General features: G+C 69.9%; 17 protein-coding genes. 7 read left to right on the top strand and 10 right to left on the bottom strand.

The annotated features are described in order from the left end of the window. Positions 1-69 precede the first annotated feature (69 nt). Positions 70-336, top strand: a complete 267-nt coding sequence (locus ACFY0F_RS22050) for a YdeI family protein (RefSeq protein ID WP_388796735.1) — start codon at positions 70-72, stop codon at positions 334-336. Next, positions 330-653, top strand: a complete 324-nt coding sequence (locus tag ACFY0F_RS22045; protein ID WP_388796732.1) for a YdeI family protein — start codon at positions 330-332, stop codon at positions 651-653. Before ACFY0F_RS22050 ends, ACFY0F_RS22045 begins: the two co-directional genes overlap by 7 nt. Here ACFY0F_RS22045 and ACFY0F_RS22040 read toward each other — a convergent pair. Further along, on the bottom strand, positions 640-1,254 hold the full coding sequence (locus ACFY0F_RS22040) for a YceI family protein (RefSeq protein WP_388796729.1): 615 nt from the start codon (positions 1,252-1,254) through the stop codon (positions 640-642). The two genes, ACFY0F_RS22045 and ACFY0F_RS22040, sit on opposite strands and share 14 nt — an antisense overlap. Positions 1,255-1,619: 365 nt before the next feature. Here ACFY0F_RS22040 and ACFY0F_RS22035 point away from each other — a divergent pair, with 365 nt between their 5' ends. Together ACFY0F_RS22035 and ACFY0F_RS22030 are read left to right on the top strand one after the other, a co-directional pair. Continuing rightward, positions 1,620-3,227, top strand: coding sequence for an acyl-CoA carboxylase subunit beta (locus ACFY0F_RS22035; protein ID WP_388796726.1), 1,608 nt, complete (start codon positions 1,620-1,622; stop codon positions 3,225-3,227). A gap of 57 nt (positions 3,228-3,284) precedes the next feature. Further along, positions 3,285-3,476, top strand: a complete 192-nt coding sequence (locus ACFY0F_RS22030; RefSeq protein WP_388796723.1) for an acyl-CoA carboxylase subunit epsilon — start codon at positions 3,285-3,287, stop codon at positions 3,474-3,476. A gap of 25 nt (positions 3,477-3,501) precedes the next feature. Here ACFY0F_RS22030 and ACFY0F_RS22025 read toward each other — a convergent pair whose 3' ends face one another. The 9 genes from ACFY0F_RS22025 to ACFY0F_RS21985 all read right to left on the bottom strand — a co-directional run bounded on the left by ACFY0F_RS22025 (position 3,502) and on the right by ACFY0F_RS21985 (position 14,663). Then, the gene (locus tag ACFY0F_RS22025; RefSeq protein WP_388796720.1) at positions 3,502-3,948 is read right to left on the bottom strand and encodes a hypothetical protein; all 447 of its coding nucleotides are present in this window, start codon (positions 3,946-3,948) and stop codon (positions 3,502-3,504) included. 83 nt (positions 3,949-4,031) lie between these two features. Beyond that, positions 4,032-4,613 (bottom strand): ATP/GTP-binding protein, encoded by a 582-nt coding sequence (locus tag ACFY0F_RS22020; protein ID WP_029183992.1) that lies wholly within the window; start codon positions 4,611-4,613, stop codon positions 4,032-4,034. Then, entirely contained in the window at positions 4,594-5,163 is a 570-nt protein-coding gene (locus ACFY0F_RS22015; protein WP_388796717.1) for a DUF742 domain-containing protein, read from the bottom strand. Before ACFY0F_RS22015 ends, ACFY0F_RS22020 begins: the two co-directional genes overlap by 20 nt. 94 nt (positions 5,164-5,257) lie before the next feature. Then, positions 5,258-5,671, bottom strand: a complete 414-nt coding sequence (locus ACFY0F_RS22010; protein ID WP_033321188.1) for a roadblock/LC7 domain-containing protein — start codon at positions 5,669-5,671, stop codon at positions 5,258-5,260. 10 nt (positions 5,672-5,681) lie between these two features. After that, positions 5,682-8,954: a nitrate- and nitrite sensing domain-containing protein gene (locus ACFY0F_RS22005; RefSeq protein ID WP_388796713.1), complete on the bottom strand. Its 3,273-nt coding sequence runs from the start codon at positions 8,952-8,954 to the stop codon at positions 5,682-5,684. Between the two features lie 378 nt (positions 8,955-9,332). Further along, positions 9,333-9,908: an ATP/GTP-binding protein gene (locus tag ACFY0F_RS22000; protein WP_009190815.1), complete on the bottom strand. Its 576-nt coding sequence runs from the start codon at positions 9,906-9,908 to the stop codon at positions 9,333-9,335. Then, complete coding sequence (locus ACFY0F_RS21995; RefSeq protein WP_019058642.1) at positions 9,889-10,287, bottom strand: DUF742 domain-containing protein; 399 nt, start codon at positions 10,285-10,287, stop codon at positions 9,889-9,891. The genes ACFY0F_RS22000 and ACFY0F_RS21995 overlap by 20 nt, the downstream gene beginning before the upstream one ends. 110 nt (positions 10,288-10,397) lie before the next feature. Then, positions 10,398-10,811 carry a roadblock/LC7 domain-containing protein gene (locus ACFY0F_RS21990; RefSeq protein WP_003973453.1) on the bottom strand — a complete coding sequence of 138 codons (414 nt, stop codon included), beginning with the start codon at positions 10,809-10,811 and terminating at the stop codon, positions 10,398-10,400. Positions 10,812-10,820: 9 nt separating this feature from the next. Then, on the bottom strand, positions 10,821-14,663 hold the full coding sequence (locus ACFY0F_RS21985; protein WP_388796708.1) for a nitrate- and nitrite sensing domain-containing protein: 3,843 nt from the start codon (positions 14,661-14,663) through the stop codon (positions 10,821-10,823). 562 nt (positions 14,664-15,225) lie between these two features. Here ACFY0F_RS21985 and ACFY0F_RS21980 point away from each other — a divergent pair. The 3 genes from ACFY0F_RS21980 to gltX all read left to right on the top strand — a co-directional run bounded on the left by ACFY0F_RS21980 (position 15,226) and on the right by gltX (position 17,845). Next, the gene (locus ACFY0F_RS21980; RefSeq protein WP_388796705.1) at positions 15,226-15,414 is read left to right on the top strand and encodes a hypothetical protein; all 189 of its coding nucleotides are present in this window, start codon (positions 15,226-15,228) and stop codon (positions 15,412-15,414) included. Between the two features lie 168 nt (positions 15,415-15,582). Beyond that, the gene (locus ACFY0F_RS21975; protein ID WP_388796702.1) at positions 15,583-16,368 is read left to right on the top strand and encodes a fumarylacetoacetate hydrolase family protein; all 786 of its coding nucleotides are present in this window, start codon (positions 15,583-15,585) and stop codon (positions 16,366-16,368) included. Beyond that, positions 16,361-17,845: a glutamate--tRNA ligase gene (gltX, locus tag ACFY0F_RS21970; RefSeq protein ID WP_388796699.1), complete on the top strand. Its 1,485-nt coding sequence runs from the start codon at positions 16,361-16,363 to the stop codon at positions 17,843-17,845. Before ACFY0F_RS21975 ends, gltX begins: the two co-directional genes overlap by 8 nt. The last annotated feature ends 76 nt before the right edge of the window (positions 17,846-17,921 follow it).

Below are 17,921 nucleotides of genomic sequence, written 5' to 3'. Positions count from 1 at the left end.
CTGGATGCAAGCCGCAAGAGCTCACCAATAGGACGGTTTCTGTCCTACGAGCTGCCTATGGTCTCTGCCATGCCACTCATTGAGGAGAACGACGTCAGCGCCTTCGAAAGCGTCGCGCACCTGGGCGCCTGGCTGGCCGCACACCCGGTCCCTCACCCCGGCCTCTGGGTCAAGGTCGCCAAGAAGGGGGCCGGGATCCCGTCCGTCACCGCGGGTGAGGTGAACGACGTCGCTCTGCGGCACGGGTGGATCACCGGGCAGCGCAAGGGACTTGACGCCTCGTGGTTCCTGCAGCGGACACCCCGCGCGGGCCGCGCAGCGTCTGGTCGATGGTGAATGTGCGCATGGTCGAGGAGCTCGCCGCCGAGGGGCGGATGCGGCCGGGTGGGCTTGCCGAGGTGGCGGCCGCGCAGGCTGACGGGCGGTGGGGCGCGGCGTACGCGTCGCAGAAAGAGGCCGCCGTGCCCCGGGAGCTCACCGTCGCGCTGGACGGGAGCCCTCGGGTCAGGGCGGCCTTCGAGGTGTTCGGCAGGACCGATCGCCATCTCGTGATGCTCGGGGTGCTCCGTGCCCGCACCCCGCCGGCCCGCGCGGCGCAGGCGGAGGCGGCGGTCGCGAAGCTCGCGGGCGGGCGTGGCGTCAGGCGTTCCTGATCGCCGAGATGTCGAAGTTCAGCTTGATCTTGTCGGAGACGAGGACGCCGCCGGTCTCCAGCGCCGCGTTCCAGGTCAGGCCCCACTCGGAGCGCAGGATCTCGGCCTTGCCCTCGAAGCCGACGCGCTCGTTGCCGAAGGGGTCCTTCGCGGCGCCGTTGAACTCGAGGTCGATGGTGAGCGGCTTGGTGACGCCGAGGACGGAGAGGTCGCCGGTGATGCGGTAGTCGTCGCCGCCGAGGGACTCCGCCTTGGTGGAGCGGAAGGTCATGGTCGGAAACTCGTCGGTCTTGAAGAAGTCCGACGACTTCAGGTGACCGTCACGGTCGGCGTTGCCCGTGTTGATGCTGTCCATCTTGACGTCGATCACGGCAGTGGAGTTCGCCGGGTTCCCGCCGTCCAGGTGCAGCGTGCCGGTGAAGTCCAGGAAGCTGCCCTTGACGTTGGTGACCATGGCGTGCCGGGCCACGAAGCCGATCGTGGAGTGGGCCGGGTCGATGGTGTAGTCGCCGGTCAGCGCGGACAGGTCGGCGGCGGCCGGCGCCGACGCGGCGGCGGTCTCGGGGGTCTCGTCGGTGTTCTTGCGGCCGAAGATGCTCATGGCGGGCTCCTTGGGGGACGGGTCGCCGGTGATCGCCAGTGATTCGCCGGTGATGTTGAATGTTCAATGAGTTCAACAGGGACGACGGTAGACCTATTCCTTTTCGGTTTCAATGTCCTCGCCGTGCGTGTCGCCCCGCGTGCCGCTGAGGGTCCTTGTCACTCCACGGATGGCATGTGCCGCACACGAATGTGAGGTGGCCCGGCGGTGACAACTTTGTGGTGTACCTACAACGCCAGCGCCCCCTGAGCAGTCAGAAGGGCTGCATCCCGTGGTGGTTCTGTTCAGTGGTACCAGGAAAACGGGTCGGAGACTGTACGGAGTCGACGGCCCGTTTTCCTTGGCGTCCTTCGTATGGTCGCTACATGACCGTTTTGGAAGAGACGACGGGTGAGCCGACGGACGTGCCGAGCACCGAGCCGACGGACGCGCGCGGGCGGGTCGCCGAGCTGCACGAGATCCGTGCGCAGGCCGTGGCGGGCCCGAGCGAGAAGGCGACCCAGGCGCAGCACGCGAAGGGCAAGCTGACGGCCCGGGAGCGGATCGAGCTGCTGCTGGACCCGGGGTCCTTCCAGGAGGTCGAGCAGTTGCGCCGGCACCGGGCGAGCGGGTTCGGGCTGGAGGCGAAGAAGCCGTACACGGACGGTGTGATCACCGGCTGGGGCACGGTGGAGGGCCGTACGGTCTTCGTGTACGCCCATGACTTCCGGATCTTCGGCGGCGCGCTGGGCGAGGCCCACGCGACGAAGATCCACAAGATCATGGACATGGCCATCGCGGCCGGGGCGCCGCTGGTGTCGCTCAACGACGGTGCCGGTGCCCGTATCCAGGAGGGCGTCTCGGCGCTGGCCGGGTACGGCGGGATCTTCCAGCGCAACACGAAGGCGAGCGGTGTCATTCCGCAGATCTCCGTGATGCTCGGCCCGTGCGCCGGCGGCGCGGCCTACAGCCCCGCGCTGACGGACTTCGTGTTCATGGTCCGTGAGACCTCGCAGATGTTCATCACCGGCCCCGACGTGGTCAAGGCGGTGACGGGCGAGGAGATCACCCAGAACGGACTCGGCGGCGCGGACGTGCACGCGGAGACCTCCGGCGTGTGTCACTTCGCCTACGACGACGAGGAGACCTGCATCGCCGAGGTGCGCTACCTCCTCTCCCTGCTCCCGCAGAACAACCGCGAGAACCCGCCCCGGGTGGACTCCACCGACCCGGTGGACCGTCGCTCGGACGTCCTGCTGGACCTGGTGCCCGCGGACGGCAACCGGCCGTACGACATGGTCAAGGTCATCGAGGAGATCGTCGACGACGGCGACTACCTCGAGGTCCACGAGCGCTGGGCCCGGAACATCATCTGCGCGCTGGCCCGCCTCGACGGCCAGGTGGTCGGCATCATCGCCAACCAGCCGCAGGTCCTCGCGGGCGTCCTGGACATCGAGGCGAGCGAAAAAGCTGCGCGCTTTGTCCAGATGTGTGACGCTTTTAATATCCCGATTGTCACTTTCCTCGACGTACCCGGGTTCCTTCCGGGTGTCGACCAGGAGCACGGCGGGATCATCCGGCACGGCGCGAAGCTGCTGTACGCCTACTGCAACGCGACCGTGCCGAGGATCTCCCTGATCCTGCGCAAGGCGTACGGAGGTGCGTACATCGTCATGGACAGCCAGTCCATCGGTGCCGACCTGACGTATGCCTGGCCGACGAACGAGATCGCCGTGATGGGCGCGGAAGGCGCGGCCAACGTGATCTTCCGCCGTCAGATCGCGGGCGCCGAGGACCCCGAGGCCATGCGGCAGAAGATGGTCAAGGAGTACAAGGCCGAGCTGATGCACCCGTACTACGCGGCCGAGCGCGGCCTGGTCGACGACGTCATCGACCCCGCCGAGACCCGCGAGGTGCTCGTGAAGTCCCTGGCGATGCTGCACACCAAGCACGCCGACCTCCCGTCCCGCAAGCACGGCAACCCCCCGCAGTAACCCGGCGGAACCTCCGCGGCACCCCCGCGGAAACCTCTCTCACGGAGACTGACACCCATGGACCACACTGAGATCCGCGTCGAGAAGGGCCACGCCGAGCCCGAGGAAGTCGCGGCCATCACGGCCGTCCTCCTGGCCCGTGCGGCGGCCGCCCCCTCCGCCCCGGAGCACCGCGCCGCGCGCCCGAAGGCCGGCTGGCGCCGCCTGGAGCGCGAGCCCGGCTTCCGCGCCCCGCACAGCTGGCACTGAGCCCATGGCCAAGGCCCCGTCCTCGCTACGCCGAGGGCGGGGCCTTCGTGTTGCGGACCCACAGGTACAGGGGGACGTCCAGCGTCGCCACACAGACGGCGGGCCACAGGGAGTGGCAGTGCAGCCCCGGCGTCCACTCCAGCACCAGAACGGCCGTCAGGAACGTGCCGAGCCAGCCCAGAGTCAGCTTGTTGCGCAGTGCCCGCTGGTCCCGCAGTACCAGCCGGGCCGGATACAGCACCGCCGACGCGAGCGCCGCGCACGGCGTCACGAGCAGCACGGCCCACAGCACCGCTCCCAGGCCGTCCAGCTCGATCACTCCGGGGAACGCCGCCACCGTCACCAGTACCACCAACAGCAGGAACAGGCCCGCCCCGGCCACCGCCACCATGGTCACCCCGGCGAGCGCCGTTCCCGCCAGGACCTTCTCGCCCCGGCTGAGCTCCCCCCACGCGTCTTCGTCCCGCTCCACATCTCCCCCGTAACACGGCTTCGGCCCCTTTTCCTCTTGGTGAGAGGAAAAGGGGCCGAAGCCGGTTGCCTGAAGCGGCAGCGCTACCGCAGGCGCGCCATCAGCGCGTGCTCCACGAGGGTGATGAGCGCCGACTTGGCGTCCGCGCGGTGGCGGGCGTCGGTGGTGATGATCGGGGTGTCGGGGCCGATCTGCAGCGCCTCTCGGACCTCGTCCGGCGAGTAGGGCTGGTTGCCGTCGAAGCCGTTGAGGGCGATGACGAACGGCAGGCCCGAGTTCTCGAAGTAGTCCACCGCCGGGAAGCAGTCGGCGAGACGGCGCGTGTCCACCAGGACGATGGCGCCGATCGCGCCGCGCACCAGGTCGTCCCACATGAACCAGAACCGGTCCTGGCCGGGGGTGCCGAACAGGTACAGGATCAGGTCCTGGTCCAGGGTGATGCGGCCGAAGTCCATGGCGACCGTGGTGGTCGTCTTGTCCCCGGTGTGGGTGAGGTCGTCGATGCCGGCCGAAGCGGACGTCATGACGGCCTCTGTGCGCAGCGGATTGATCTCCGAGACGGCGCCGACGAACGTGGTCTTGCCCACGCCGAAGCCGCCCGCCACCACGATCTTCGCGGAGGTGGTGGAGCGGGAAGGCCCTCCGCTAGAGCTTGCGAAGTCCACTGAGCACCCTTTCGAGCAGTGTCACGTCTGGCTGGCCACCGGCGTTCTCGTCGCCGCCGGGCTGATGGATGGCGACCAGGCCCGCCTCCGCCAAGTCGGCGACGAGGATCCTGGCCACGCCGAGAGGGATTGTCAGGAGGGCCGAGATCTCGGCTACCGACTTGATTTCTCGGCAGAGGTTGCAGATCCGCTGATGCTCGGGCAGCTGGCCCTGCATCTGGTGCGGCTGCGCGGTGGTGTGCACCAGTGCCTCGATGGCGAGCTGGTACCGCGGGCGGGTCCGGCCACCGGTCATGGCGTACGGACGCACCAAGGGGTTGTTCGACGCCCCGGCGGGCGACGGCTCAGGGCGACGCTGCGGCTGCACCGGCTGGATACGCGGCGCGGGCGGCTGGTCGTACGGCGAGGGGCCGGGGCCCTGCGGCGCGTACGGCTGCCGGTGGCTCGGGGCGGAGGGGAAGTTGTACCGGTTCGCCGAACCGTCGCCCTGGCCCTGGGCAGGGCCGTACGACCAGTTGCCCGAGGACGAACCGCCTGGGGGTGTTGCCACTTTCTCCTCCTCCGACTGCGCCGGGCACCCATCCCTGTGGAGCCGCGTCCCGAAACCTTACGGCGCCGGGACACGAAAACGCACCGTCTGATAACTAGTTGAGAAGGCTTCCCTGGAGTTCCGCACGCAGATCCGGGGTAAGAACGGTGCCCGCGCGGTCCACCAGAAGCGCCATTTCGTACCCGACGAGGCCGATGTCCGCCTCCGGGTGCGCCAGGACCGCCAGCGAGGAACCGTCGGAGATGGACATGATGAACAGGAATCCCCGCTCCATCTCCACAACCGTCTGATTGACGCTGCCGCCCTCGAAGATACGGGAGGCGCCTGCCGTCAGAGACGTCAGACCGGAGGCGACGGCCGCGAGCTGGTCGGCGCGGTCGCGGGGGAAGCCTTCGGACATCGCCAGAAGGAGTCCGTCGGCGGAGACCACCACCGTGTGGGACACCCCCGGGGTGTTGTCCACGAAGTTGGTGATCAACCAGTTCAGGTTCTGTGCCGCCTGGCTCATCGGGCTCACACTAACGCTCCTGGTTGTAGGTGCTGTCAGGACCACCGTGCTGATTCCACGTGGCCTGGCCGTTCGTTTCACTGCCTGCGCTGCGCCCTCGCTGGACGCCTCGGCGCAGGTTGCTCAGCCTGCCCCGGACGTCCTCCGGAGCGCGGGAGACCTGTGGGCCTCCCTGGGGGGTGCTCTCGGCGGCGCCCTGGACCAGGTTGGCCTTGGGGACCCGCCGCGGCAGACCGGAGGAGGTGACCCCGCCCGCCTTGGGCTTCCGGAGCTGTGCGGCCTGCTGCCAGCGCTCGTCGTTCGCCGAGCGCCAGTCGCCGTTGCCGGTGCCGTTGCCGCCGCCGTTGCTCTCCGCTGCGGGAGCCGGCGTTTCCCGGCTCACGTGCCGCGTACCGTTCGCGCCGTTCGAGCCGCTCGCGGTGGATCCGCGGCGGGGCAGCCCGGCATCGGTCAGTGCGTGGCCGACGGACGAGGCCGGCTCCGGACGGTCGAAGCCTACGCGGTCCCGCTCGTCCACGTCACCGGCCTGCGCGGATTCCGCTTCCGGAGCGTACTGGGCGGGGTAGCCGTTCTGGTAACCGTCCTGCTGCGGCCAGTCGTCCTGGTAAGCCTGCTCGTCGTAAGCAGGGTACGCCTCGGACGCGGCCGAGTGGACGGGCGCGGGCTCCTCCTGGGCCGGCTCCGCATACGTGGGCTCCGGATAGCCGCCGCCCGACGGGAACGCCTCGCCCTGCGGCAGGCCGCCGCCCGGAGCGTAGTACTGCTCCCCGTAGGCAGGCTGCTGCGGCTCGTCGTACGCCGTCTGCTGCTGCTCCTGGTACGCCTGCGGGTCGTAGGCCGCCGGCTGCTCCTGGTAGCCGGTACGGCTGCCGTCGTAGCCCCGGGGGTCGAACTCGTCGGTGTACGCGGGCGTCTCGGGGGCGGCCTGGCCGGCCTCGATCTCCTGCGGGGCGTGCGTACGGCCCTCCAGGGCCGCACGGCGCTCCTCGCGCATCAGCGAGCGGCCGACGGGGTCCAGTTCCCGGATGTCGTCGGGGACCTCGGTGTAGCGGCTGTCGTCGAAGCCGAGTTCGGCCGCCGTGCGCATCGGCTGGCCCTGGTTGAAGTTCTCTCCCTGGAACTCCCGCTCCGGGATGATCTGGGAGACCGTGAACTCCTCGCGGTCCAGCGCCTGGTCGCCGCCGCCACCGTGGGTGATCGCGTCCGGGAGCATGACCAGCGAGGTCGTGCCGGCCTGCTCGCCCGAGGGACGGAGCTGGACCCGGATGCCGTGCCGGTCGGACAGCCGGCCGACCACGAACAGGCCCATGCGCTGGGAGATCGCGGCGTCCACGGTCGGCGGGTTGGCCAGCTTGTGGTTGATGTCCGCGAAGTCCTCGGCCGTCAGACCGATGCCCTTGTCGTGGATCTCGATCATGATGCGGCCGTCGGGGAGACGGGTCGCGGTCACCCGGACCTTGGTCTGCGGCGAGGAGAACGTGGTGGCGTTCTCCAGCAGCTCGGCGAGCAGGTGCACGAGGTCGGTCACGGCGCGGCCGTGGATCTCGGCCTCCGGGACGCCGGACAGCTCGATGCGCTCGTACTGCTCCACCTCGGAGGAGGCGGCGCGCAGCACGTCGACCAGGGGGACCGGCTGGTCCCAGCGGCGGCCCGGCTCCTCGCCGGCGAGGACGAGGAGGTTCTCGCCGTTGCGGCGCATACGGGTGGCCAGGTGGTCCAGCTTGAAGAGGTTCTCCAGCTGGTCCGGGTCGGCCTCGTTGTTCTCCAGGTCGGTGATCAGGGTCAGCTGGCCCTCGATCAGCGACTGGTTGCGGCGCGAGAGGTTGGTGAAGATCGCGTTGATGTTGCCCCGCAGCAGGGCCTGCTCGGCGGCGAGCCGGACGGCCTCGCGGTGGACCTGGTCGAAGGCCCGGGCGACCTCGCCGATCTCGTCCTGCGTGTTGATCGGGATGGGCGCGACCCGGGTGTCGACCCGGCCGGGGTCGGTGCGGGAGAGCTGGTCGACCAGCATCGGCAGACGCTGCTCGGCGATACCGAAGGCGGCGTTGCGCAGCTGGCGCATCGAGCGGCTCATCTGGCGCGCCACCATGCCGGCCAGGATGAACGCGGCGAGCAGGGCGACCACGACCGCGGCACCGGTGATGAACGCGGCGGTCTTGGCGTCGTCGGCGATGCCCGACGCCTCGTTCACCGCCTTGTCGGCCATGTCCGACTCGATCTGCCGGTAGGCGTTGTACTTGAGCGTGTTGACCGCCCACCAGTTGTCGGCGGTGATGCCCTTCTGGGCGAGCCCGGCGCGCGTGGTGGGGCTGGTGTCCTGCAGGTTCGCCAGGGACGCGACCATCGTGTTCACCTGCGGCGGCGGCACGTAGTTCGGGTGCGCGGCCTTGGCCTGCTGCGCCATCGCCGCGCCGTCGGCCTTGATCTTGGCCTCGGCGTCCTTGAGTTTCTGGGCGTCGGCCTCGGTGCCACCGCCCGTGTACTCCTCGACGGCGATCCGCTCGAGGTAGGCGTACGAGGAGAGCGAGATGCGCTGGGTGGCGAGGTTCGGGGCGTCCGGGCCCGGGTTGAGCAGCAGGTGCATGCCGATCGAGCGCTCGAGCGACAACGCCGCCTTGGTCAGCGACATGGCGTAGACGGTACGGCCGTAGGAGGTGATGTTGCCGGTACCCAGACCGAGCTCGTTGGCGAACTCCATCAGGGGGTGGCTGACGGCGATGTAGCCCTCTTCGGTCGTTACGCCGGTCGACTTGGAGGAGTACGCGATCGCGCGCAGCTTCTGGAGCCTGGGCTCCACCGCGCGGAACAGCTTCAGCCGGCGCTGCAGGCCCGCGTCGTCGGGCATGTTCTGGGCGGCGGCGTCGAAGGTGTCGGCGGCCTCGTCCGTCTTCTTGCGGATCGCGGTGACGGTGCCGTAGTTCTGGCCCTTGCCCTTGAGCAACGGGGCGGCGGTGATGTCGCGCTCGTTCTCGAGGGCGTCGGCGTAGGCGAGGGAGGCGCGGACCAGACGCGCGGTGTTCTCCGCGTCGCGGGCCTCCTGCCAGGTGTCGATCGAGCCCTTGACCTGGAAGCCGCCCATCACGAGGCCGACGACCACGGGTATGAGCAGGATCGCGTTCAGCCGGGTCGGCACCCGCCAGTTGCGCGGGGAGAAACGGCCGCCGCTCTTGGCGGGGGCGTCCACGGGTTCCGAACCCGGCACAGGGGCGGGCGCCGCAGCGCGCGGCGGCGGGGTGAAGTTGCCCCGCGCCGACGGCTCGGGACCGTTCTTGCTTCGCCTCACTCGACCAACAACCTCTCGGCGGCGGGCACCTACGTCGTGCCGCAGTCTCTCAGAGCCCTGTGTGCCATCGACCACTAGGGAGTACGTCTTTGACTATTGGGCAGTTCAGGCATTCCAGCACGGGGCCCTACGCACTTCCAAACAGCGGAAACCACCAGAGCGCGCACTTGTAAGCCCCAGATAAAACGGTCATAAAGAACGAGCCCCGCCAAATTGCGGGGCTTTCGTGCGCGCAGCGGCACCAGGCGAACGCGACGCGTGGCGATACCACCCGATTCCTCTGCCGAAACGTTATGAACACCGAAGCCGACCGTGTCAAAGGCCACAGCCGGCTCCGGTGTGCTTACGACAACTGCCGTACCGCACTCTCGATTTGCGCTACCTCAGGCGGGCCATCAGGGCGTGTTCCACCAGCGTGATCAGCGCACTCTTGGCATCGGCGCGGTGCCGGGCGTCGGTGGTGATGATCGGAGTGTCCGGCCCGATCTGCAGCGCCTCGCGCACCTCGTCGGGGCTGTAGGGCTGCTGTCCGTCGAAGCCGTTGAGGGCGATGACGAACGGCAGGCCCGAGTTCTCGAAGTAGTCCACCGCCGGGAAGCAGTCCGCCAGCCGGCGGGTGTCCACGAGCACCACCGCGCCGATGGCGCCGCGCACCAGGTCGTCCCACATGAACCAGAACCGGTCCTGGCCCGGGGTACCGAAGAGGTACAGGATCAGGTCCTGGTCGAGCGTGATGCGGCCGAAGTCCATGGCGACCGTGGTGGTCGTCTTGTCCCCGGTGTGGGTGAGGTCGTCGATGCCGGCCGAAGCGGACGTCATGACGGCCTCTGTGCGCAGCGGATTGATCTCCGAGACGGCGCCCACGAACGTGGTCTTGCCCACGCCGAAGCCACCCGCCACCACGATCTTCGCGGAGGTGGTCGCCCGGCCCCCGTCAGAGCTTGCGAAGTCCACTGAGCACCCTTTCGAGCAGCGTCACATCCGGTGCGCCGCCGTTGTTCTCGTCACCGCCCGGCTGGTGGATGGCCACCAGGCCGGCCTCGGCGAGGTCCGCGACGAGGATCCGGGCCACGCCCAGCGGCATGGCGAGCAGCGCGGACACCTCCGCGACCGACTTCACCTCACGGCACAGATGGCAGATCCGCTGGTGCTCCGGGAGGAGCCCCATGAGCGCTGCCGGGTCGGCCGTGGTGCTGATCAGTGCCTCGATGGCGAGCTGATAGCGCGGCCGGGTCCGGCCACCGGTCATCGCGTACGGACGTACCAGCGGCTGGTCGCCCTCGTCCCCGTACGGCTCGGCGTACGGATCATGAGAGGCGGTGGGCGGGGTCATGAATCCTCCGGGCGGGACAGCAAGTCGGTCGGGCTAGCCGTCTGACGGGCCGGTGGGGGGATTGTGGCGGCCGGACGGTGATTTGGTGAGGTGGGTGGTACCGGAGCCGATCAGTGAAGCAGACTGCCTTGCAGTTCGGCACGCAGGTCTGGCGTGAGCACCGCGCCCGCGCGGTCGACCAGCAGGGCCATCTCGTAGCCGACGAGGCCGATGTCGCACTCGGGGTGGGCCAGGACCGCCAGGGACGACCCGTCCGAGACGGACATCAGGAAGAGGAACCCGCGCTCCATCTCCACGACCGTCTGCGCCACGTTCCCGCCCTCGAAGATCCGGGAGGCCCCGGCCGTCAGCGAGGTGAGCCCGGACGCCACGGCCGCCAGCTGGTCGGCGCGGTCACGCGGAAAGCCTTCGGACATCGCCAGAAGGAGACCGTCGGCGGACACGACGACGGTGTGGGACACCCCGGGGGTGTTGTCCACGAAGTTGGTGATCAACCAGTTGAGGTTCTGTGCCGCCTGGCTCATCGGGCTCAACTAACGCTCCTGCTGGTGAGTAGGGCTCGGGAAGTTGCCGGTCTGACCGTTGCCGGCCTGACGACCCTGCGCGATACCCCGACGGAGATTGGTCAGCCGGCCGCGTACGTCGTCGGGCGCACGCGAGACCTGCGGACCGGTTTGGTGCTGCTGCTGCTGAGCCGTACCCGGGACGAGGTTCGCCCGGGGTACTCGGCGCGGCAGACCGGAGGTGGTGACGCCGCCCGCGGCCGGTTGCCGGACGCGCTCCGCCTGCCGGACGAGATCGTCGTTCGGCGAGGGGCGCCAGGAGTTGGTGGTGCCACGCTGTGGAGCGGCCGAGGCGGCGGGAGTGGGAGCCTGCGGCTGCTGGGGGGCGGGAGCCGGAGCCGAGCCGCCCCGCCGCTGCGGTTCGGGCTGTCCGCCCTGACCGCCGCCCTGACCGCGGAACCAGTTGGTCTCCAGGGTGTCGTACAGCGGTGTACGACCGTCCCCGGGGCCGGCGGCCGGCGGCAGTTCCCAGCCCTCGCTGGGCCGCTGCGCGGCGCTCCGGTTGGCCGGCTCCTGCCGGGCCGGGCGCTGCTGCGGGGCCGGCGGACGCGGCGCGCCGAAGTCGGCGCCCCGGCCGTCCTGCTGCGGCCGCTCGAACTGACCGGTGCCGGAGCCGCCCTGGCGGCCGGGCAGGGAGTGCTGCCCGGTGGACCCGGCATCGAAGTCCTGGGTGGCGAACTGGCCGGTGGAGTTGCTGTCGTAGCCCGGCGCGGCGAACTGACCGGTGGAACCGGCGTCGTACGCCTGCGGGGCGGCGAACTGGCCCGTGCCGGCGCCGTCCGGCTGCCCGCCCGGGGAACCGAAGACGTCGGAGCGGACGAACGAGCCCGTCTGCTGGCCACCCGCACCGGGGTGGTCGAACTGGCCGCTGTTCTGCTGGTCGTCGGCGGCCGGGCGGTTGAACTGGCCGTTGTGCTGGGAGCCGTTCACACCGTTCTGGCTCACGCCGTTGATGTCCGGGCGCGGGAACTCGCCCGTGGCGGCCGGATTTTGGCGGTCGTCGCGCGGGACGACGGGCATCTCCGCGGTCGCACCGGGACCCTGCCGGTCGTCGATGCGCGGCATGCGCGAGGTCTGCGCCGGGTCCTGCTCGTCGTGGCCGCGCGGGGCGTCGCCCCACTCGGGCGTGCGCTGCGGGTTGCCGCCGGGCAGTTCCGCCCGCGGCCCGCCGCGCGGCGGCAGCTGGGGCTGGCGGCCCTGGTCGGCGGCGGCGTTGTTGCCGCGCTGCGGAGGCACGGGGCCGCGGTTGGTGCCGAAGGGGTCCTGCTGCGGCCCGCCCGTACCGGCGGCCTGCAGACCCTGGGGAGCACCGGGAGCCTGACCCCCGAAGCCGGCCGCGCCCGCACCGGCCGGCGCCGGCCGGCCCTGCTGCGGTCCGCGCGGTCCGCCGGGCCCACCGGGACGACCGCCCTGGCCCGCGCCGGGCAGCGCGGCCCGCGGTCCCTGTCCGGCACCGACCTGGCCACGCTGGCCGGGACCGGCGCCGGGGCGTCCACCGGACGGGGCACCCCCGCCGAGCGCACCACCGGGCGCGCCCGCGCCGAGCGAGCCGCCGTTGCCCCGCCGGGCCGCGGCCGCGCCGGCGGCGGCCTGCGCGGCGGCAGGGCCGCCCGAGGAGGGGGCGCCGCCCTTACCGGGAGCGGGCTTCTTGCCCCCCTGGGCGACGTCCACGGGAAGCATGACCAGCGCGGTCGTACCACCGGAGTCGGACGGGCGCAGCTGGATGCGGATGCCGTGTCGCTGGGACAGCCGGCCGACCACGAACAGGCCCATGCGGCGGGAGACGGAGACGTCCACGGTGGGCGGCGAGGCGAGCCGCTCGTTGATCGCCGCGAGGTCCTCGGGGGAGAGGCCGATACCGGTGTCGTGGATCTCGATCAGCACGCGGCCGTCGGGCAGCGCGTGACCGGTGACCTTGACCTTGGTCTGCGGCGAGGAGAACGAGGTGGCGTTCTCCAGCAGCTCGGCGAGCAGGTGCACGAGGTCGTTGACGACCCGGCCGGCGACCTCGGTGGTCGGCACGGAGGCCAGCTCGATGCGCTCGTACTGCTCCACCTCGGACGCGGCGGCGCGGAGCACGTCGACCAGCGGGACCGGGCGGGTCCAGCGGCGGCCGGGCTCCTCACCGGCGAGGACGAGGAGGTTTTCGCCGTTACGGCGCATACGGGTCGCGAGGTGGTCCAGCTTGAACAGCGAGGACAGCTGGTCCGGGTCGGCCTCGCGGGACTCCAGTTCGGAGATCAGCGACAGCTGGCGCTGGATCAGACCCTGGGAGCGGCGCGAGAGGTTGGTGAACATCGCGTTGACGTTGCCCCGCAGCAGGGCCTGCTCGGCGGCGAGCCGGACCGCCTCGCGGTGCACGTCGTCGAAGGCCGCGGCCACCTGGCCGATCTCGTCCCGGGAGTGCACACCGACCGACTCCACGGAGGTGTCCACGTCCTGCGGGTCGGACTCGGAGAGCTGCTTGACCAGCTCGGGCAGACGGTCCTGGGCGACCTTGGTGGCGGTCTCCTGCAGACGGCGCAGGGAGCGGATCATGGAGCGGGCCACGACGAAGGCGCCGACCAGGGAGACACCGAGCACCAGCAGGATCAGCGCACCGGAGATGATCGCCTCGCGCTCGGAGGCGGAGCGCAGCTCGCGGGCCTTCTGCTCCATGTCCTCGAGCAGCGTGTGCTCGATCTTCTTCATCTGCTCGATCTTGACCGAGCTCTCGTCCACCCAGTCGCGGTAGGACCGCTTCTGCAGTTCGGAGAGGCCGTCGGCGCTGCTGAGGGCGCGGTTGGCGTAGGTGTCCGCGGACTCGATGCTCGAGTTGCCCGAGTCGATGGGCTTCAGCAGCTCCTCGGGGTTCTGGTCCGCGTAGATCTTCCGGAAGATGCTGAGTTCGGAGGTCTCGCTGCTCTGCGCCGACTGCGCGTACAACCGGTCGTTGTCGGAGAGGCGACCGGACGCCGTGTTCGTCTCGGGCAGGGCCGCGGCGAGGACCGCGCGCTGCACGGACGCGTACTCCTTGGCGGTCGAGAACGCCGCCAGGGCGCGGGTGCGCGAGATCATCTCCGGGTTGCTGGACGCCTCCGCCATGTCCTGCGAGAGGTCGACGAGCTGGGTGATCAGGCGGTGGTAGGACTCGACCGTCTGCGTCGAGTTGTCCTTGGACTGGTACGCGGCCTTGCGGATCTTCGCCAGCTGGTCGAGCTGGCCCGCCAGGCCGACGAGGCTGTCGCGGACGCCCTGCAGCTGACCCTTCTTGCTGGCGTCGTCGATTTCCTCGGAGGCGTCGTTGAAGTTGCCGAGGGCGTGGTCGGTCTTCTCGTACAGACCCTTGACCGCGTAGTCCCCGTTGGGGGTGGCGCCGTGCGCCAGCGGGCCGGCGGACTGGTCGCGCTCGTCCTGGAGCGCCTGGGCCAGCTCGGTCGCCTGCTTGGTCATGTCCGTCAGCAGCTTCATGTTGTCGAGCTGCTGGATGTCGTCGACGTTCTGGCTGATGCGCAGCGCGCCCAGCGAGGTCGCGGCGACCACGGGGAGTGCGAGCAGCGACACCAGGCGCGTCGAGATGCGCCAGTTGCGCAGCGCCATGCGCGCGCCGGGGCCGGAGGGGCCCTTGGCGGGCTTCACCGCGGGAGCGGGGCTCGCGGGTCCCGAAGGTGCCGACGCGCCGGGGCGCCCGGAGCGCTCACCGGCGTCGCCCGACGGGGCCGGGCCCGGGTTCTGGGCGTGCTGGGGCGCGGAGCTGCCTTTCACGGGGCCAGTCCCGCCATGCGGCTCCGGCTCCGCCGAAGCGCTGCCATCCCTCTTGAAACGTCCCTGCACTAGCGTCGCAACCTCTGGACCAGGCGCCCCTCCGCGAGAACGGAAGGACACGGTGTCGGCGTTGTGGAGAGCGCCCTGAAAACGCCCTCCTGGGGGGTCTTGGGTGACCGGCGCTGGCTCCCCCTGTCTCGCCGCCACATCGGCGCTGCGTCGCGCCCCCTGTGCGCCGGCTCGATCCTGCGGCGGTCCGTGGAATTCCAGCACAGTGCCGGATCTCCAACAAGGGCCGGGGCCGAGCTGTGACCTCCGTGACAGCAGGTGAGTGCCGTGTTACACGACGTGGAGGCAATTCGCGGACAAAGCGGACTTACTCCGGCGGGTTGCCTGCGTGTGGCCGGTGTCCCAGTCGCCATGATCAGGAGCGGAATGACGGCTTCAGGGAGTCAATGTCCGTTTCATCGATGAGGATACGGAGTCGGAATTGACCGAGATGTCTCCGCACTCGTGAGCAAACTCACACGTCGACCATGAGTACTTCACGACTCCGCTGGGGAATCGCGTGTTTAGCCTGGCACTTTACAAATACGGCAACAGTGACAAGACGAACAGGACGACCGCAACCGTGAAGACGACGATGATGTTCCGCACGATAGCCAACCCGCGGCGCACGACCCTGGCGCACCTCGAGGACGCCGGCGAACTGCAGACCCCGGAGCAGCCGGAGCACTCCGTCGAACTGCCGACCCAAACCGCGAACCCCAGGCGCACCGTCCTCGTCGAGGTCCCGGTCGGGACCTCCGTCGCGGAGTAGTACGCACACCGGCCGCCGGATGCTCAACCGCGGCCGAGCACGGGATGCGGGCGCCCCGGTACGGAGGGGCGCCCTTCGTCATGCGCGAGGTCCCGGGCCTCTTCCGCGTTAGCCTGGATCGTCAGACTCCAGCCGGCTCGGTAAGAAGTTAAGGGGCGCAAGGATCCCGTGCGCATCGCCAGGTTCTCCATCGACGGGAACGTCGCCTTCGGCGCGGTCGAGGGCGACAAGCAGGACGAACTCGTCCTCGACATCATCAAGGGCATCCCGTTCGCGGACTACGCGCTCTCCGGCACGAAGGTGCCGGTCAGCAAGGTCAGGCTGCTGCCGCCCGTACTCCCCAACAAGGTCGTGGCCTTCGGCCGCAACTACGCCGAGCACGCGCGTGAACTGGGCAACGAGGTCCCCGACGCGCCCTTCGCCTTCTTCAAGCCCTCCACCTCGGTGATCGGCCCGGGCGACGAGATCCAGTACCCGCCGTTCTCCGAGGAACTGCACCACGAGGCCGAGCTGGCCGTGGTCATCGGCCGCATGTGCCGCGAGGTGCCGCGCGAGCGCGTCCAGGACGTGATCTTCGGGTACACCTGCGCCAACGACGTCACCGCCCGCGACGTCCAGAAGCGGGAGAAGCAGTGGGCGCGGGCCAAGGGCTTCGACACCTCCTGCCCGCTCGGTCCCTGGGTCGAGACGGACCTGGACCTCGCCACCGCGTCCGACCTGACCGTCCAGCTCACGGTCAACGGCGAACAGCGCCAGCTGGGGCGGACGAGCGAGATGATCCACTCCATCGAGGACCTGGTCGTCAACATCTCCGAGGCCATGACGCTGCTGCCCGGCGACGTGATCCTCACCGGCACCCCCGCAGGGGTCGGCCCCCTGAACGTCGGCGACGAGGTCGCCGTCACCATCGAAGGCATCGGCACTCTCACCAACAAGGTTGTCAAGCGTGGCTAGCGCACCCGGCTCCCCCGTACGCGTCCGTTTCTGCCCCTCGCCCACCGGTAACCCCCATGTGGGACTGGTCCGCACCGCCCTGTTCAACTGGGCGTTCGCCCGGCACCACCAGGGCACGCTGGTCTTCCGCATCGAGGACACCGACGCGGCCCGCGACTCCGAGGAGTCCTACGACCAGCTGCTCGACTCCATGCGCTGGCTGGGCTTCGACTGGGACGAGGGCCCCGAGATCGGCGGCCCGCACGCGCCGTACCGGCAGTCGCAGCGCATGGACCTCTACAAGGACGTCGCCGCCAAGCTGCTCGACGCCGGCCACGCCTACCGCTGCTACTGCTCCCAGGAGGAGCTGGACTCCCGCCGCGAGGCCGCCCGCGCCGCGGGCAAGCCCTCCGGGTACGACGGCCACTGCCGTGACCTGAGCGCCGAGCAGGTGGAGGAGTACCAGGCCCAGGGCCGCACCCCGATCGTCCGGTTCCGCATGCCCGACGAGACGATCACCTTCACGGACCTGGTCCGCGGCGAGCTGACCTTCACCCCGGAGAACGTCCCGGACTACGGCATCGTCCGCGCCAACGGCGCCCCGCTGTACACGCTGGTCAACCCGGTCGACGACGCCCTGATGGAGATCACCCACGTCCTGCGCGGCGAGGACCTGCTCTCCTCCACCCCGCGCCAGATCGCGCTCTACAAGGCGCTGACCGAGCTGGGCATCGCCAAGCGGATCCCGGCCTTCGGTCACCTGCCGTACGTGATGGGCGAGGGCAACAAGAAGCTCTCCAAGCGCGACCCGCAGTCCTCCCTCAACCTCTACCGGGAGCGCGGCTTCCTCCCCGAGGGCCTGCTCAACTACCTCTCCCTGCTCGGCTGGTCCCTCTCGGCCGACCAGGACATCTTCACGATCGACGAGATGATCGCCGCCTTCGACATCGCGGACGTGAACCCGAACCCGGCCCGCTTCGACCTGAAGAAGGCCGAGGCGATCAACGCCGACCACATCCGGCTGCTGGATGTGAAGGACTTCACGGAGCGCTGCGCGCCCTGGCTCAAGGCCCCCTTCGCCCCCTGGGCGCCGGAGGACTTCGACGAGGCGAAGTGGCAGGCGATCGCCCCGCACGCGCAGACCCGGCTGAAGGTCCTGTCGGAGATCACCGACAACGTCGACTTCCTCTTCCTCGCCGAGCCGGTCCACGACGAGGCGAGCTGGGCCAAGGCGATGAAGGAGGGCGCGGGCGACCTGCTCCGCACGGCCCGCGAGAAGCTGGAGTCCGCCGACTGGACCTCGGCGGAGTCCCTGAAGGAGGCCGTCCTGGCCGCCGGCGAGGCCCACGGCCTCAAGCTCGGCAAGGCCCAGGCCCCCGTCCGCGTGGCCGTTACCGGCCGCACGGTGGGCCTGCCCCTCTTCGAGTCCCTGGAGATCCTGGGCAAGGAGAAGACGCTGGCCAGGATCGACGCGGCACTGACGAGGCTGGCCGCGTAAGCGCTGATACGTGTGAGGGGCGGCACCCGGAACTCCGGGTGCCGCCCCTCACACGTACCGGAGGACAGGCGGCGAT

Source organism: Streptomyces sp. NPDC001544, assembly GCF_042894285.1.
Lineage (GTDB): Bacteria > Actinomycetota > Actinomycetes > Streptomycetales > Streptomycetaceae > Streptomyces.
This window is presented reverse-complemented; position numbering and strand designations above follow the sequence as displayed.